Origin of the sequence: Paenibacillus melissococcoides (assembly GCA_944800085.1) — a bacterium.
Lineage (GTDB): Bacteria > Bacillota > Bacilli > Paenibacillales > Paenibacillaceae > Paenibacillus_B > Paenibacillus_B melissococcoides.
In genome coordinates this window covers 81,315-98,083 of record CALYLO010000008.1, presented here as the reverse complement: position 1 = coordinate 98,083, position 16,769 = coordinate 81,315, and the positions used below count along the sequence as shown (strand labels likewise).

Here is a 16,769-nt window from a genome sequence, read left to right as displayed (position 1 = left end):
GAGAATTGTACAAAGCAGACCTTGTTCCACTTGCTACTGTCGGCGACGACGTAGCTCTTCCCGGATAAATGGAGCGCCATCTTAAACGAGAAGGAGCACCCGATGAATGCTAAGAACTTTGATTCAGCTTCAATCAATATTTAGAAACGGGGGAAGCAAGCATAGGCAAACAAATGCAAAGAGTGTTCTTGGAAACCATGAATGAAATGTCAGTTTATTGTAGAACCATGGTTGACATCCAAAATAAGTTATTATATACTCCCCTATTATATGGAAAAACATAAGGAGGAAATATCTATGGCAAAAAGAACTGGTATATCATTTTTATCAATAATTTTGTTATTTTTCGGAATTATGGGTACAATCAAACCAGTTCCAGTAAGTGCTGGTTCACATTCACAAGATGCTTCCGAATGGAAACAAGATTGTAAAATTACTAATCTGGGAAAAATATGCGGCGAAAAATATAAAGATTATCATATTACAGCAAAATGGAGTAAGAGTGACGTTATAAATGTCATAGAAAACATCGATAAATATACTAGTAATGAATATGGATTGATTACACTTGTTGCAGGATATGTAAATCAACCGCTAGGTTTGGCATTGACTTTAAATGGTATGGCTTGGAATAATAATAATCAGTTTAAAACCGCTAAAGAAAAAGGAACAGGATTAACGTGGACATATGTATACCGATTATATAAAGGAGGTACAACAAGTACTGGAGGTAAAATAATTAATAGTAAATGGTCATATGAATAATGATTTTTTGAAACAAAAAGTATATTAATAAACCAAAATATCAATCAAGTAAAAATATTAAAAAATAAAACAAAAATATGACCCTTAGCGCGGATAGGTAAAAAACACTACGCTGCCAGAAGATGATTCCTAAATTCGTTAGGGGTCATCTTCTTTAGTATCCCCTGATATCGCTCGGTATTGTAAAAATGAATGTGAACTCGTTAATCGGGTCTGTCAAGAATTTTGTGTAAACTCGTGATAAAGATTCTCCCCCATGGGGGAGAACAACTTTCACGGCAAATGCTGGCCGATGCGCTCGGGGAAGAAGACCGAGAGTTGTAATAGCATCTGTCCCCAATTTTGGACACGGCCCGTCCATTTGCGGGTGACATCCATGGTGACCAGATACAGCATCTTCAGCAACGCTTCGTCCGTCGGGAAGATACTCTTGCCTTTGGTCACCTTGCGGAGCTGGCGATGGTAGCTCTCGATCCTGTTCGTCGTGTAGATGAGCTTCCGGATTTCCGGCGGATACTTGAAGAACGTGGCCAGTTCGTCCCCATTGGTGCGCCACGAGCGGACGATAAGCGGGTACTTGGTTCCCCACGTTTCTTCGAAGCGGTCCCGTTCCACAAGGGCCATTTCTTCTGTCACGGCCTTGTAGATGGGCTTCAGATCCGCCGTTACCTTCTTGAGATCCTTGTAGGACACGTAGCGTGTCGAATTGCGGATCTGGTGGATGATACACTTCTGAATCTCGGTCTTCGGGTAGCAGGCCGTAATCGCTTGAGAGAAGCCGGTCAGGTTATCGACGCATGGGATCAGGATATCCTGGACCCCGCGGTTCTTGAGGTCGTTGAGCACGCTAAGCCAGAACTTCGCATACTCGTTCTCGCCAATCCACATGCCCAGTACGTCCTTGTTGCCGTCAGGTTATTCTCCTTGATAAACGCTCTAAGTTGCTCCTTCGACCACAATCCCATGTGTACTCCCACCCTTTCTTCTACCTTCATTTTAGTAGGTTTGAGTGTTTACACAAAATATTTTACAGACTCTTCACGATTCAAAAACATATAATTCTTAGTTTGATGCCACTCACTTACATAATGTTTAGTATTAGGGCGTGTATGCAAACTATCAAAATAGCCAAATATCTGGTAAACTTATCCTATGAGAAGACGATATGAGATACGAGATGACCAATGGGAACGACTCAAAGACCTTTTGCCACCGGAACGGAAACCACAGGGTGGACGTCCGGCAATCGACAACCGAAAAATGTTCAATGCCATGCTTTGGGTGATTCGTTCTGGTGCGCCTTGGCGAGACTTGCCAGAATATTATGGCTCCTAGAGCAGTGTCTACAGCCGTTTCCGCCGCTGGGAGAAAGCAGGCATCTTTGATCGAATGCTAGACGTTCTGGCTGCCGATCCCGATGACGAAAGCGTTATGCTCGATGCTTCATCGTTCGTGTTCACCAACACGGCGCAGGGGCAAAAGGGGGCAGCAATTCGAAGCCATCGGACGATCACGCGGAGGCTTAACCAGCAAGATTCATGCCGTTGTAGACGGCCTTGGCAATCCGTTGCGCTTCGAAGTAACCGCAGGCAACATCAATGATTGCGTAACGGGTTATGAGATCTTGCAAACCCTAGACAGACAAGGGAAACAGGTTTTGGCGGATCGCGGATACGATACCGATAAAATCATTGCACTTTTGGAAGAGAAACGGGCCCATTCCGTCATTCCCAGTAAGAAGAATCGCACGATCCAACGTACAACCGACTGGTGGTTGTATAAAGAGCGTCATCTGGTCGAATGCCTATTCAACAAACTCAAACATAATCGTCGGCTGGCAACTCGCTACGATAAATTGGCCTGTACTTTTGTTGCCTTCATAAAGCTGGCCTCTTCCATGATCTGGTTGGCTTAAGGTTTGCATACACGCTCTAGCTCATCGGTCTTCTTAACAGCTCCACCCTTATAAGGCCCTTCCTTCTTATCACCCTTGCCATAAACATTCCCTTTTTCCTCACACGAATACCCGCTCGGGTCCACATACCTTATCGGGTTGTTGCCCACGTATGCGTACAGGTTCAGGCCGTCGCCGCGGTACTCGTCCTCTTGGGTGAACCGGGCAATGACCGGGTTGTAGAACCGCGCGCGCAGGTAATATTGTCGCGTGACGGGGTCGAACTGCTCGCCCGCGTAGCGAAAGCGGTTCGGGATGCCTTCGGTGGCGGACAAGGTATGGCCGAAGGCGTCGTACTCGTAGCTGTTGACGATGCCGCCCAGCCGGTTCGTGATATGCACGACGTCGCCGTGCTGGTTGTTCAGGTAGTAGCAGGCATCTCCTTGCCTATTCACCTGTGCAAGCAGTTCATGTCCGCGCACATAGGATGTCTTGACTTGATCTCTCCGTCCAGTTCGCGATCAGATTCCAGCCATTCATGAAACGGCTTGCGAGGCCATTTTCATTGGCCAGCTTCGCATTCCCCGTATAAATGCGCATAACGCTTCAGGGTCTGGCCTTCCGTTAGATCACCTTGGATTACGCTTCAGTTCAGGAAGCATTTAAGCACTGGGGCGTAATAACGTTCCCGAGTCCGTCATGACGCAGTCTATTGGGTTGAAGGATGAGTTCTACTTGTAACGGTCTGTCATACTACAATGTTCAATGTAACAGAAAAACATTATTCAGGATAAAATTCAGGCATGCGGTACTAAGTTTATTCGTCAACCATCCTTTCAAAAAAAGAAACCTTGAAAGGTATGAAACCAAATCAAGGTGAGTAAAAAATTTAATTGTAATAACCTTCGCCAACTTGCCACAGTAACAATTCGATTTTTTCAACAATTTCATCTTTCTTTTTGGTATCAAATGAGAGTAGTGGATTTCTCCAGTCATTGTTTTTAATGAGCTCTAGACCATACGAACCAGAGGGGTCTCCTTCAGGATACCAACCAACGTCTACAAATATATTATATTTAATGTGTTTAACCTGAAGTAAGTTTTCTGTGAAATTAATCCATTTTTCTTTTTCATCGTCATTTAATATCACTGGGTCTAGTTCAACAAACGAGTTATAACTAATCTCCCAACTCGACGGTATTCTTAATGGCTGTAGTTTAAATGCTGGTGGTTCCTTTTTAATTTTCATGAGTTCACCTCATTTGAGATATTATCTAGGCTTAGCTAATTTTAGATAGTCTTCTAATCGCTTACCTGCTATTGGGTGTCCGTGATATACACCACCCGAAGTTAGTTCAGCCCTTACCCAAGAAGTTTCAACTCCTAGATCATAACCTACAGGTCTACCAGCGTCATATATGAAATAGGTTGCACCCTTATCTCCTTGAACAAATACCCCTTTGTTTAAGGCCTCTTTTTCAAGAGTTCTATTATTAATATGCGGCAGATATTGAGCTTGTTTCCTACCTGTTTCACTGAATAGTTTTGCTTCATCTGAAGTTTTCGCCTTTAAATGTTTGTATCCATGCTCTGTGTAAGTTGCGTTATAAATCTTACTTCTAAATTCTTGTCGACTATAATATCCACCATGAGCAATTTCATCATGTCTTTGTGAAATATTAGGTTTACCCGTCCCCGCATAAGGCCCTTCCTTCTTACCGCCACCACCGCAACCAACATTCTGGCTGCTATACCCGCTCGGATCTATATATTTTATCGGGTTGTTGCCCACGTACGCGTACAGGTTCAGGCCGTCGCCGCGGTACTCGTCCTCCTGGGTGAACCGGGCAATGATCGGGTTGTAGAACCGCGCGCGCAGGTAATATTGCTGCGTGACGGGGTCGAACTGCTCGCCCGCGTAGTTGAAGCGGTTCGGGATGCCTTCGGTGGCGGACAAGGTATGGCCGAAGGCGTCGTACTCGTAGCTGTTGACGATGCCGCCCAGCCGGTTCGTGATATGCACGACGTCGCCGTGCTGATTGTTCAGGTAGTAGTAGGCGTCTCCAAGGCCGCCCACTTGCGCCACCAATTCATGGCCGCGCACATAGGAGGCCTTCGCGTTCCACTCCTCGTCCAGCTCGTTCACCATATTCCAGCCGTCGAACACGAAGCGGCTGGTGACGCCGTTCTCGCATATGACGCTGCGCAGCCCTTCCGGGTCGTATTTCGTGGCGGACATAGCTGCCGTCCGGCTTCTCGACCTTCGCATAGGTCGTGAGGGCATTCAAAAACCATGTGTCCTTCCGTTTTGCATGCAAATAATAATTTACCGCAAATATTAGACCGCTCATTTGGGTAAATGTTACTCGAGAGTCGGAATACCATTAATATCTTATTTTGGGAAATTCATTTAATTTATTAAAATACATATTTGCTATCAGTTTTTAATTTAATATCGCAGGGCAATTCGCAATTCGGACTCTACCATTCCATGCTGATTGAAGATAACCCATTCTCCTGAACCTGAAAGTAATTTGTCAATTAATCAGAAACTAACCTTACTACCTTGTAGCCGGCCACAAACCTGATTCTTACTGCCTTAATGCCACTTGAACAAATACATGGGTTATGTGTGCTATTCTTCATTCCACACTGGGTAGCCCCACAAATAAACATTCATGAACTCTCGTTCGCAAACCTAGCATGAAAATAGCGAGGGTTTAGTGGTCGGACCTATTTCCCATACTGCTACTACATGACGCGAAACACGTTCTTTTTAATGGTGGTGTAACCCCGACAAATAAACTGTTGAGGATGAGTTCTGTGTACAAACCTGTGCTGGCTCTGTATGCCCAATCAGAGAACCGCGAACAGAAAAATGCTCAAGCTCGAATTCATCCGCCGTCATGTATTTCAGTTATGGAGGGAAGCCAAGATGGAAGTATTGCTTGAACGCTGTGCTGGAATGGACGTTCACCAAGAGACAATCGTCGTTTGTGTGATGACCACAGATGCTGCAGGGGAGGCCCACAGCGAGATCCGAACCTTTGGAACGATGACCAAACATCTTTTCGAACTGCTTAAGTACCTGGAGTCCCAAGGCGTTACACACATCGCAATGGAGAGCACGGGAATCTATTGGAAACCTGTCTACAACATCCTTGAAGGCTACTTCACCGTCGTACTGGCGAATGCGCAGCGCATTAAGAATGTTCCTGGCCGCAAGACGGATGTTTGTGATGCCGAATGGATCGCGAAGCTGCTTCGAGTCGGTCTAATTGAGCCCAGCTTTGTGCCATCCGAGGACTTAAGGGAGCTACGGGACCTCTGCCGACTTCGAAAAAAACGAATCGGCTCCCTAACAGCGGAGAAAAACCGAATCCAGAAGTATCTTGAAGCAGGTAACGTCAAGCTAGGCAGTGTCATCTCAGACGTATTCGGTGTATCCGGGCGCAGTTTGTTGCAACGCTTAATCGAAAAAGGTTACGTTGACGCGGAAGATGTTGAAGCGAGCGTCAAGGGTTCGATCAAGAACAAAAAAAGTGAAGTTACTGACTCTCTTTTTGGCACGATGACCCCGCATCAAATTCGATTGATTAAAGATTGTTGGGAGCATATCGAATACTTAGAGAAGTCCATTGCTCGGTTGGAAGCCGAAATTAACGATCACTTGGAGCCCTATCGGACGGAGTACGAACTGCTTCAGACCATTCCAGGTGTTAGCGAACGAACAGCTGCAGCACTCCTTGCAGAAATCGGGGCCGATATGGAGCAATTTCCATCCGCAGATCACCTTGCCTCTTGGGCTGGCGTAGCACCCGGCAACCACGAGAGTGCAGGCAAAAAAAAAGTACAAAAAGCGTAAAAGGCAATCCTCATGCAAAAGTGACACTATGCGAAGCGTCTTGGGCAATCGCTCGCTCACGAAACACGGTCTTGGCAACAAAGTTCTGGAAGATTGCTTCACGACGAGGAAAGAAAAAAGCTTGCATTGCCATTTCACGTAAGATACTTATCATTGCTTACCACATGCTGAAGAACAAACAAATTTACATCGAAGGTGGACCACAAGCACCACTCATGCAGATCAACTAACCTTACAGCATTGACGAAACATAGCGATTTTAAACAAGGCCCCTTCAAAGAAGGTGGACCGGGCATCTTATGGTCATTTCTCAGAAAATTGCTGCTTTTTAAAGACGATAATCGTTCATGAGTGCGTTTGGATTTTCACAGAAAAGAAACCTTGAATGGCTGAAGCATTCAAGGTCAAAATTAACTCAACTTACCAAATATTATTTTTATGCTCTCGTTGTTCTATTATTTTAGTACTATAAAAGCATCATTATCATAGTAGTATAAGAAAGCTTCAAATAAATCATTATCTGTACACTCAGCCTTTTGTTCAGAAATGTTCTTGATGATTCCTTTTACGGTTTGTATATCTAATACATACATTAAATCATTATCCTTTGCAAATTTAGGAACTTCATCACTGTCATCTTCCACGTCATCTGGATCGAGTATAGCACCTTGTGTACTAGACTCCACGTCTCGTCTTCTGGAAGAAACAACGCATCCGACCACTCGAATTGTTCAATATTATTTAGTATATTTCGCAATACCATAAGTTTTTCCATATCTTTTCCTTCCATTAAAAAGTTTTTAACTGGATTTTACTTTAATAAAACACTGGAGTCTATCAAGATAAGTAGAGAAGAAAATGTATTATTTTTTCTTTTCCTGCCACCTCCCCAATTTTCCATCCCTCCTTTTCCATCAGGATGTAAAATAGCCTGTATTTTACCCTTTGCTGTATGCTGATCCGGACTTGATATGTTTTATTCGAGCAACCTTCATTCTCCGGTTTATGAGTTGAACGAGTATCACGATTTTTATAATGAAATCACTCTAAAGGGAAAAAACTTTGAAAGATACAATTGTCCCCTCATATGGTACTTGTATCAGAGCTTAATAATCCTGCCTTTTCCTCTGTTATTTATTTTCTTGCCTATATTCTTACCCTACTTTGAAAAAAGGCTCATTCCTCCTTATCGTTCAAGTTGGTATAAGCCTTTGGCTAGCAGGTGTGATTGTCGAGTTGTTTAGTGTTTTTTTCGTTGGTTGTACTATTGGAAACCACTTCTTACTCTAATTAAACAGTCTTGAGCTCAATTTTTTCAATTAGCCCCCAATCTATTCCTTCCTCAAGTTGATTGTCTATCTCTTCTAATAATTTAAATCCTTCTTGTTCTATCCCTTCATCATGCCCATATACCTCAAAATACCGTTTTTTAAACTGTATATACCAAAAGTACATACTATAATAAGTGGTTTTCTTATCAAGCGAGATTGAACTAATATTACTCTTAAAAAACAAATAATACGCGAGCAACTCATTTAAACGAGCATCATCAATATTTACATTATAGAAACTTCGTAGTTTTTCATCAGAAATTAAGTTCTTCAACTCGCCTTCTTGTAAAATCTTCATATACAACACCTAACCTTTACTCGGGATAGTATTTAACATCTAGAGCAATATTTTTAAATTTGAACAAGTTTGTCAATTGCTCCACAGCCTTCTTGTCAGAAACTAACCATTCTACCTTGTATCCAGCAACAAGAGCTGATTCTTGCTGCCTTACTACCCTTTAAACAAATACATGGGTTATGTGTGCTATTCTTCATTCGGCACTGGGTCCCCCCCAAAAAGAAACCTTGAAAGGCACAGGGCCAATCAAGGTCTAATATTTCTTGCTCTTCCATCAACTCTTCAAAACCATGATGAAGAAGTTGTGCTCTCAGAGTTTCTATACCTTTATCACTTGCGAGGTTTACTGACACTGATTTTTGAATGTCATTAATAGTGATAGTTATGTCTTTTCCAGTGATAGACGAAATAAACTTAAACACCTTACAAATTTTAGATCAATGTCAGAGTTATGATTCATAAATTATCAATCAATTTTATCTTGTGACGCGTAAGCCTTTAATAAGTTCTTCCAAAGATTTGGCAATCACAGTACTATGCCCTGTTTCAAAATCTTCTTGTAGAATTTCTCCAGTTTCGTTATTGACCATCAATGCCATATTCTCAGGTGAAATGTAACCAAGTTGAATATTTTTTAATATTTTTCCTTGATGTTCTTCTATTTTTTTTGATTAACAAAAAATTATTAATATCCATACCTGGTTGAACAGGTTCTAGAATAATTAACTTTGAATTATAAAAACCCTGAAGGTTTAAAAACCAAAAGGAATTAAAATACTCCTTTATAGATGAATGTAAATGTAAATCAATATTCGCCTCAATCGCTTCAAAATCTTCCTGCATTTCTTTTTCTATCGGCTTCCAAGAGACATATTCATCTTCATCCGGTTCGCCCTGATATAATGAGGGATTAGCCTCTTCATCAAAGGGGGTCTTTGGTAAAGTTCCGAAAGTATTATTCCAGTAACTCAGTAATTCATCAAAATAATGTGCTAATTCTTCTATGATACTCACTCTAATCGCCTCTTAATTGTCAATAATACTTGAAGTCTATCTGCAAATCCAAGAACCTAACAGCGTCAATGACTTCACGAGAAGGACGAATCATCTGTACTTATAATTGAGAATTCATGCTTGGGCATCTTCATAATTAACTTCCATCAAATTTTCTACCATTATTTCACCCTTCCTTTTCATAATTGAGAAGAAAGAAACTAGTTGAATTTTTTTGCTTGTAACGTATCGCTTTATATCCAACCTATTGTTTGCACTTACGAAAAATAAAATCTCACCAAATTCAATTAGAGCAGCCTTCTTACTTAATGTGGCGGGGATCATATTACTGACGTGATATGTATCTCTTAATTCAGGAGCAGCAAGCAGCATCCCGCCATGGTTTATTAAATTTACTTTTTGACGGCTTCTTACACCAATGAATTCACCATTTACTAATTCTTCTTTATTCAAAACCGTTATTATTGAGGGGACAACCAGAAAAATAAACGACAATATGTGACCCCCTGTCGATATTGTTGTGGAAGGCCGATATACTCATCTTTATTCATTAAGATATTCTTTTAGATGATGTTTTAGAGCTTCTGCTTCCCAACTTAACTTCGGTGATATTCTTTTTTCTATTAGATATATTAGTCCTTTCTTGGATTTAATTTTTCCAAGTGCGATCCATGCATGTACAGAAATATTATCCAATTCATATTCTTGGAGTATTAGTAATTTATCCTCAATAGTAAGCAGTAAATTCTCCGTAAAGTTCGAAATCCAATAAGAAGCCGTCATTGAGGCGTCACTAGAATAATCGTCTAATGCAAAGTCAACTAGGATATCTAATAATGCCTTATCATTAAGTCTTTCCTGAAAAAAAATGTTCGCCTCTTGTATACTGTGTGTGGAGTCTGTTAAAAGATCTCTGATTAAATCTTTATCATACATTGTTTTTATCCCATCATTTTTACTGTAATGAAAACTTCAATGTGTAAAAAAAGGCTTATTCATCCTTATGAATAAGCCTATGGAACAAATTTATTGCATCGTGGTACAAAGCAACAATATAGCCGTTTCAAACAACCAAAGGATATTTTAATCGAACAAAATGAGAACCCTGCATCCTTTACTGGCATAGAGATTTTTAATTTCCATTAAAAGCCCCAAACGCCATTTAGTTATTTCTGGGTCATACCTAAACCCTGTAAGCACTTAGGTTATAATTAACTCCAATTCTCCATCATCTTTCAATAAAATACACAGTAAACCACCAAAGTTAAAATCAACTGGATATTCTGAAACCCAACCAAGAAATCTCCCCTCATTAAAATCAGTTGGTACTGCTCCACCAAGCTTTGATTGCATCATCTTCATATTTTCTGATGAGTACTCCATTGTTTCTGGAAGAAAATCTGGTTCAGTCCCTTCTTCCCACGATATATCATAATTCCTAATTTCGGGATGAATCACCCCTTTATTCCCATCATTTAATGGCGCATCAAGCGGCACTTTTACGATTACAGGCTCTCCATCATCACCACTATCAATATCAATAGATTGATATACTTGTATACACAATGCATCTTGAAGTGGTAATTTCTCACCGCAGTAAATTTGGAATAAAAAACCTAACTCTTTTCCTGTGCAAGGGCTTATAGGAAAATAAGGCGGGGTATGAGTAGGCAAACCTCCCACCTTATCGAGGGCACCTTTATGGTCTTTCTCAAAATTCATATAAAATACTTTTGCCATAGAAAAACCTCCTATATTTCATCTTTAGGTATAAGTCTATGAAGTCGTCCTGGCACGATCTGCCCCCATCTATATTTCCATAATCTACCTATTTGTTGTTGAGCCCAACTTGGCCTAAAACCTATAAAATTATAAAGATATCCCCCAGCAACAGCGTCTAGTCGGTGGGCAGCATCTCCATTACGCGGTCCTGGTAAATATTTCCTAGCATTCCTTCTTGCTGAATCGTTAATTGGTCTAAGTGCGTCGCTAAAATGGAAATTAATCAAGTTGCTTTCTAAATCTGAAGTGTAAAAAATCGACAACCTATTTAATTCTACTTCTTGTTCTGCAAGGTGCTGTACGAACTGAGTCTTGCGAGTTTCACTCATTCCTTTTGTAGGAAATATTATTTCGACAGGCTCCATTTGAGATAATGCGAACTTCTTATCATAAATGACTAACGCAGTACTTCCGTTCCCCTCATAAGGCCCTTCCTTCTTACCGCCACCACCGCAACCAACATTCTGGCTGCTATACCCGCTCGGGTCCACATACCTTATGGGGTTGTTGCCCACGTACGCGTACAGGTTCAGGCCGTCGCCGCGGTACTCGTCCTCCTGGGTGAACCGGGCAATGATCGGGTTGTAGAACCGCGCACGCAGGTAATATTGCTGCGTGACGGGGTCGAACTGCTCGCCCGCGTAGCGGAAGCGGTTCGGGATGCCTTCGGTGGCGGACAAGGTGTGGCCGAAGGCGTCGTACTCGTAGCTGTTGACGATGCCGCCCAGACGGTTCGTGATGTGCACGACGTCGCCGTGCTGGTTGTTCAGGTAGTAGTAGGCATCTCCACGACCATCCACCTGCGCGAGCAATTCATGGCCGCGCACATAGGAGGCCTTGGCGTTCCATTCCTCGTCCAGCTCGTTCACCATATTCCAGCCGTCGAACACGAAGCGGCTGGTGACGCCGTTCTCGCATATGACGCTGCGCAGCCCTTCCGGGTCATATTCATGACGGACATAGCTGCCGTCCGGCTTCTCGACCTGCGCGGTCCGGTTGAACGCGTCATAGGCATAGGTCGTGGTGCCGCTGCCAGAGTGCTCGGAGAGCAAATTGCCCTGGTGGTCGTACTCGAACTCGGTACGGCTGCCGTCGTCCTCGACCAGCGACAGCAGACGGTTGCGGCTGTCGTAGGCATAGCTTGTGGCATGTCCGTCCAGCACGCGGCGGATGCGGTTCCCGGCCGGGTCGTAGCTGTACGACTCCTGGGCGCCGCTACCATAATCCACTTCCCGCAAGCGGTTCAAGGGATCATAGCTGTATAGGGTAAGCTGATGATGCTCCATCTTGGCAATCTGGTTGCCGTTATTGTCATAGCTGTACGTATGGCGCATCAGTTCCCGGCCGTCTTGGCCGGCCGCCCGCAGACTCGTCATCTGGCCATCCCGGTCATAGCCGTATTCGACGCTGATCCCGCTTCCGTACAGAATGGAACCGATGCGGTTGCCTTCGCCATAGCGGTACTGTGCGAGACGTTCCCGGCCCTGCAGCACTTCCTGGATACGACCTATTTTATCATAGCGATATTCCGTATGTCTGCCTGCGGCATCGGTCAATCCGGTAACCTGTCCGTCCGGGTCATAGCGGAATTCGAGCACTTTGCGCGCACCCGGAACCGCGGCCTCCGGCTCAAGCGCATCCATCGGATGCCAAGATTGAGGTGCTGCCGCTCCATTCGCTCCGGGACTGGTCAGCGGGTCCGCGAACGGAGGCGCCCCGGCCCACTCGCCCTTGCGGCGGATTCCAAGCGGCGGTTCGCTTGTATACTTCGCCGCCAGCCTGCCGTCCGGCGTATACGTATAGTCATACCGCATCCGATCATTCACGGCGGTTCGCAGCGTGCCGTCCTCGTTGTACACATAGATTTCTTCCGCGCCTCCCGCGGCTTCTCTGCGCTTTACCAGTTGGTCGTCGAAGTTGTACGCATACTCGATAACGCGCTCGTTGCGATCGATCTGCCGCGTCAGCCGGCCCTGGCGGTCGTACTGGTACACCATGCGCTGTTGGGACGGATCCTCCACCTCCGCCAGCTTGCCCAGACTGTTGTAGCGGTACAAGGTCGTATGGCCGTTGGCGTCCGTGGAGCTGATGATATTTCCTGCACGGTCGTAGCTGTACCGCTCTTCGGTTCCATCCGCACGGGTGAGCACCCGGATGTTGCCCCATGCGTCCAGGCTGTGGTGCGTCCTATTCCCTTCGCCGTCCACGATGCCGGTAATATTGCCGAGCGCGTCGTACGTGTACTCCTGGCTGACCTTGCCCCGGGCCGCAGCCTCCGCGGTGCGGATCTGCTTCACCCGGCCGCCGATCGTATACGTATAGTCCACGCCAATGCCTTGAATTGAATACGGAAGGATGGTCAGTCTTTTATTGTACCTTCATTCGGCACTGGGTAGCCTCAAAAAAAAGAAACCTTAAAAGGCATAAAGCCCATCAAGGTTAAATCAAATGATTTCATTATAATTTGCAGAAATGAACTTAGGTGGAATATTATTCAACTGATAAATGAACATACTGTCTCCTCAACGTTTGAAGCCCCTCAGTTAAAATTTGGTTAACTAATTGTCTCGCTGTCCCATGATACAGAATTGAAGGGGGATTTCCAACTTTCTTAAGTATTCTTTGGGGCGGAGTACCGTATAATGCCGTTATCCTTCCGTCCCTAATCTCGTGCCGTTTTTTATCCGAATACATCAATCATCTTTCTCAAATCATTTTCAGTTAGTAATTCCCACCTCTTATCAATACATAGTGACATAAGTAATTGTTCAAGGTCCACCCAACCCTCACTGTCCAACTCTAACTCATAGTCCCACGGGGCATGACGTAACGCATTATGAAACCTCTTTGCTCAGTTTTGAATAATCCAATCTAAGATTACCTCACAATAACATTTGTGTTCTCTTTGAAATTTAGAAAGTGTTACTCAAACTCAATCATTTCATCTATTGCATCTTTAAACCAGTGCCAAAATGTAGGGTATGACTTACGTTGCTCATGACCTGAAGATGCAAAGTCATGGATAATTTGCACTTCCTCACCCTTTCCTATTTCAAAACAAGCAATGTCATCGTTATCATCCCTCCGAGCAAAGGGGATCAACAACCTATCTGGATATCTCATTTGTAATCCCTTTAATCTTTGGAGAACCTGTTCTTTATTTACCATAAATCGAAATCCACTAAGTTAAGCCTAACTGTCTTTAGGAAGCCAACAGGATATTTAAAATCCATTGGCAATTGAGAAGTATCTGGTAATTCAATTCCCATGTTTAGTTACCATCCCATCCAGTAATATTTGACCCATTAGGATACTTATTTTTATAAGCTGCGCCTTGTTTACCAATTCTTAGATAAATGGCTTCTTCCCATGTTGTAGGAACACCTTTCTTCGTAAAACGTTCAATATAATTTTCTGGTAAAGATGCATTCGAATCATGAACAATAGCCTTAACATTAATATTGGCGTATTTGGCCGATAATACACGAGTATTATCAATGGTGGTCAATTTCCCATCTGGCATTCTGACCACTTCGATAGGAGAACCTGCCCATCCGTTTGCCTTCATGCTTTCAATTATCTCTGCTGCATTATTTACTTTAGTTTGGCTAAATCGAATATCATTGGGGTTGATTGTCTGAATATCTCCCGTCCCCTAAGTTGTAATCTTAAACTGGGGAATAAAGAAGGTGGCAACTGTTTTACCAATTACCACCATTATATCAACTTGCCTGACGCTCTGTTAGAGTTGCCGCCCGATACTCGGTCTTGTGCTTCATCATACTGTAAATGATGTTTACGAGCCTTCTCATGACGCATATCAGGCCTTGCTTCTTGGTCTTGCCTTCTGCTAGCTTCCGATGATAGTAGTCATAGAAGAGAGGATTCCGTTGTTTCTTGTTGTCGCCTTTCGCTACTTGGATTTGCTGAACAGCTAGGTTATGGAAGATGGCGTTCAGTACCCGATTGCCTTGTCCGCTTGCTTGGTCTTTACCCTTGCCGCCCGAACTAAATCGGACAGGGGCAATACCTGCAAAACGGGCTAGGGCGTGTATGCAAACCTTAAGCCAACCAGATCATGGAAGAGGCCAGCTTTAAGAAGGCAACAAAAGTACAGGCCAATTTATCGTACCGAGTTGCCAGCCGACGATTATGTTTGAGTTTGTTGAACAGGCATTCGACCAGATGACGCTCTTTATACAACCACCAGTCGGTTGTACGTTGGATCGTGCGATTCTTCTTACTGGGAATGACGGAATGGGCCAGTTTCTCTTCCAAAAGCGCAATGATTTTATCGGTATCGTATCCGCGATCCGCCAAAACATGTTTACCTTGTATGTCTTGGGTTTGCAGGATCTCATAACCCGTTACACAATCATTGATGTTGCCTGCGGTTACTTCGAAGCGTAGCGGATTGCCAAGGCCGTCTACAACGGCATGAATCTTGCTGGTTAATCCTCCGCGTGATCGTCCGATGGCTTGGAATTGCTGCCCCCTTTTGCCCCCGCGCCGTGTTGGTGAACACGAACGATGGAAGCATCGAGCATAACACTTTCGTCATCGGGATTGGCAGCCAGAACGTCTAGCATTCGATCAAAGATGCCTGCTTTCTCCCAGCGGCGGAAACGACTGTAGACACTGCTCCAGGAGCCATAATGCTCTGGCAAGTCTCGCCAAGGCGCACCAGAACGAATCACCCAAAGCATGGCATTGAACATTTTTCGGTTATCGATTGCCGGACGTCCACCCTGTGGTTTCCGTTCCGGTGGCAAGAGGTCTTTGAGTCGTTCCCATTGGTCATCTCGTATCTCATATCGTCTTCTCATAGGATAAGTTTACCAGATATTTGGCTATTTCGATAGTTTGCGTACACGCCCTAGCTTGTCAGCGTTGGAGAAGCGGCGAATATCTCCTATTTCGGCAATCAGTTCCACCGCTGTAACGGTGCTGATTCCATCCATCGACTCTAGCTTATAGTCCGTCTCTGACAGTACCTGCCGAAGCTGTTCTTCCGTCTGCTTAATCAGTTCTCTGCTCCGCTTCATGTCCTGAACCATATTGACAATAATGAAGTCTCTGGACGTTTGAAACTTCCGCTTTGTCTCCCCGTCCTTCTTCACCAGTTCCAAGATTTCCTCTGCTTTACGGGTAGAACAAGTGTTATGGCTTGCTTTGCGTAGATAGGTCGCCAAGTCATCTGCCCCCACCGACTCCAAGTGATGGGGAGCAGGGTACTTCTCCCAGAAGGCAAGGGCGGCTTTTCCATCTACATCACAGAAGAACTTCTTGTAGGACGGATAGTGGTAGCTTAGTTGTTGGTGTAGTTGGTTTTTCAATGAACTGGCATGTTTGACCAGTGCGTTCCGTCTTGCCACCAGTTGCCCGATTGTCCAGTAAATATCCTGCGGATTCGCATCTGGCAGTTCATCTAACCTTGCAAGCAACACTTTGGCGATGCAATACGCATCCCAACCGTCGCTCTTTTGGGTGGTAGCGTAACTCTTACGCTCATTGTAGGAGAGGGCAGAGTTAACTTCCTTGACGATTTGCTTCTTCTCGACAAGGTGAACGGCTAATGCTCTGCCGTTGCCGCCCGTGTCTTCCAACCCATAGACAGGAGTCATTCCTTTTTTGCAATGCTTCTTGACCGTCTTCATCAAGTCATCGAAACTACTTGGTTTGTTGTCGATTTGGATTTCATCCAGTTTGGTATTCCAACAGTCGATGATGACGGCTGTATGGTGGGCTTTGTGCAGGTCAAGCCCGACATAGATGTGCTTTTGCTTGTAGTGCATAAAAGAAATCACCCCTGTGTACGGA

16 protein-coding genes and 6 pseudogenes are annotated in these 16,769 nt (G+C 44.1%); 3 read left to right on the top strand and 19 right to left on the bottom strand.

Going from position 1 to position 16,769, the window contains the following annotated elements; genetic code table 11:
• Positions 1-297: 297 nt before the first annotated feature.
• Entirely contained in the window at positions 298-765 is a 468-nt protein-coding gene (locus tag OCY70_RS25310; RefSeq protein ID WP_213427888.1) for a hypothetical protein, read from the top strand.
• A 107-nt stretch (positions 766-872) separates the two neighbouring features.
• Here the strand turns inward: OCY70_RS25310 and OCY70_RS36290 are convergent, their stop codons facing one another.
• Both OCY70_RS36290 and OCY70_RS25305 read right to left on the bottom strand, forming a co-directional pair.
• Positions 873-959: an IS3 family transposase gene (locus OCY70_RS36290; protein WP_213427893.1), complete on the bottom strand. Its 87-nt coding sequence runs from the start codon at positions 957-959 to the stop codon at positions 873-875.
• Positions 960-1,038: 79 nt separating this feature from the next.
• Positions 1,039-1,677 (bottom strand): annotated as a pseudogene (locus tag OCY70_RS25305) (IS256 family transposase); the annotation flags it as partial.
• Between the two features lie 240 nt (positions 1,678-1,917).
• Here OCY70_RS25305 and OCY70_RS25300 point away from each other — a divergent pair.
• Positions 1,918-2,680: pseudogene (locus OCY70_RS25300) on the top strand (IS5 family transposase).
• On the opposite strand, the gene OCY70_RS25295 reads toward OCY70_RS25300, so the two are convergent.
• The 3 genes from OCY70_RS25295 to OCY70_RS25285 form a co-directional block, all read right to left on the bottom strand.
• A complete protein-coding gene (locus OCY70_RS25295; protein WP_213431435.1) occupies positions 2,677-3,141 on the bottom strand; it encodes an RHS repeat-associated core domain-containing protein in 465 nt (154 codons plus the stop codon). The pseudogene OCY70_RS25300 and the gene OCY70_RS25295 overlap by 4 nt on opposite strands.
• A 407-nt stretch (positions 3,142-3,548) precedes the next feature.
• On the bottom strand, positions 3,549-3,908 hold the full coding sequence (locus OCY70_RS25290) for a hypothetical protein (protein ID WP_213431436.1): 360 nt from the start codon (positions 3,906-3,908) through the stop codon (positions 3,549-3,551).
• A 21-nt stretch (positions 3,909-3,929) separates the two neighbouring features.
• The gene (locus tag OCY70_RS25285) at positions 3,930-4,898 is read right to left on the bottom strand and encodes an RHS repeat-associated core domain-containing protein (protein WP_213431437.1); all 969 of its coding nucleotides are present in this window, start codon (positions 4,896-4,898) and stop codon (positions 3,930-3,932) included.
• A gap of 696 nt (positions 4,899-5,594) precedes the next feature.
• Between OCY70_RS25285 and OCY70_RS25280 the strand changes: the two are divergent.
• Positions 5,595-6,754, top strand: a pseudogene (locus tag OCY70_RS25280) (IS110 family transposase).
• A 225-nt stretch (positions 6,755-6,979) separates the two neighbouring features.
• Here OCY70_RS25280 and OCY70_RS25275 read toward each other — a convergent pair.
• From OCY70_RS25275 to OCY70_RS25220, 14 genes and pseudogenes are all read right to left on the bottom strand, one after another.
• A pseudogene (locus tag OCY70_RS25275) lies at positions 6,980-7,287 on the bottom strand (DUF7716 domain-containing protein).
• A gap of 527 nt (positions 7,288-7,814) precedes the next feature.
• Entirely contained in the window at positions 7,815-8,153 is a 339-nt protein-coding gene (locus OCY70_RS25270; RefSeq protein ID WP_213431251.1) for a hypothetical protein, read from the bottom strand.
• A gap of 603 nt (positions 8,154-8,756) precedes the next feature.
• A complete protein-coding gene (locus OCY70_RS25265; protein ID WP_249725663.1) occupies positions 8,757-9,167 on the bottom strand; it encodes a SecY-interacting protein Syd in 411 nt (136 codons plus the stop codon).
• Positions 9,168-9,281: 114 nt separating this feature from the next.
• A complete protein-coding gene (locus tag OCY70_RS25260) occupies positions 9,282-9,662 on the bottom strand; it encodes a hypothetical protein (RefSeq protein ID WP_213431252.1) in 381 nt (126 codons plus the stop codon).
• A gap of 48 nt (positions 9,663-9,710) precedes the next feature.
• Complete coding sequence (locus tag OCY70_RS25255; protein WP_213431253.1) at positions 9,711-10,103, bottom strand: hypothetical protein; 393 nt, start codon at positions 10,101-10,103, stop codon at positions 9,711-9,713.
• Between the two features lie 264 nt (positions 10,104-10,367).
• On the bottom strand, positions 10,368-10,907 hold the full coding sequence (locus OCY70_RS25250) for a hypothetical protein (protein WP_213431254.1): 540 nt from the start codon (positions 10,905-10,907) through the stop codon (positions 10,368-10,370).
• Positions 10,908-10,918: 11 nt separating this feature from the next.
• Positions 10,919-13,276 carry an RHS repeat domain-containing protein gene (locus OCY70_RS25245; RefSeq protein ID WP_261945275.1) on the bottom strand — a complete coding sequence of 786 codons (2,358 nt, stop codon included), beginning with the start codon at positions 13,274-13,276 and terminating at the stop codon, positions 10,919-10,921.
• A gap of 163 nt (positions 13,277-13,439) precedes the next feature.
• Positions 13,440-13,643: an RNA 2'-phosphotransferase gene (locus OCY70_RS36285; protein ID WP_213431475.1), complete on the bottom strand. Its 204-nt coding sequence runs from the start codon at positions 13,641-13,643 to the stop codon at positions 13,440-13,442.
• Positions 13,630-13,746, bottom strand: a complete 117-nt coding sequence (locus OCY70_RS36280; RefSeq protein WP_373871544.1) for a hypothetical protein — start codon at positions 13,744-13,746, stop codon at positions 13,630-13,632. The genes OCY70_RS36285 and OCY70_RS36280 overlap by 14 nt, the downstream gene beginning before the upstream one ends.
• A 125-nt stretch (positions 13,747-13,871) precedes the next feature.
• Positions 13,872-14,182: pseudogene (locus tag OCY70_RS25240) on the bottom strand (hypothetical protein).
• A gap of 38 nt (positions 14,183-14,220) precedes the next feature.
• Complete coding sequence (locus OCY70_RS25235; RefSeq protein ID WP_213431476.1) at positions 14,221-14,517, bottom strand: hypothetical protein; 297 nt, start codon at positions 14,515-14,517, stop codon at positions 14,221-14,223.
• A gap of 154 nt (positions 14,518-14,671) precedes the next feature.
• A pseudogene (locus OCY70_RS25230) lies at positions 14,672-14,995 on the bottom strand (transposase); the annotation flags it as partial.
• A 16-nt stretch (positions 14,996-15,011) separates the two neighbouring features.
• Positions 15,012-15,775 (bottom strand): IS5 family transposase gene (locus OCY70_RS25225; protein WP_261944570.1). Its coding sequence is split into 2 segments (ribosomal slippage): positions 15,012-15,454 and positions 15,454-15,775, totalling 765 coding nucleotides; the frame shifts between segments, so codons are not numbered across the junction.
• A gap of 24 nt (positions 15,776-15,799) precedes the next feature.
• A complete protein-coding gene (locus tag OCY70_RS25220; RefSeq protein ID WP_213431459.1) occupies positions 15,800-16,744 on the bottom strand; it encodes an IS110 family transposase in 945 nt (314 codons plus the stop codon).
• Between the last annotated feature and the right edge of the window lie 25 nt (positions 16,745-16,769).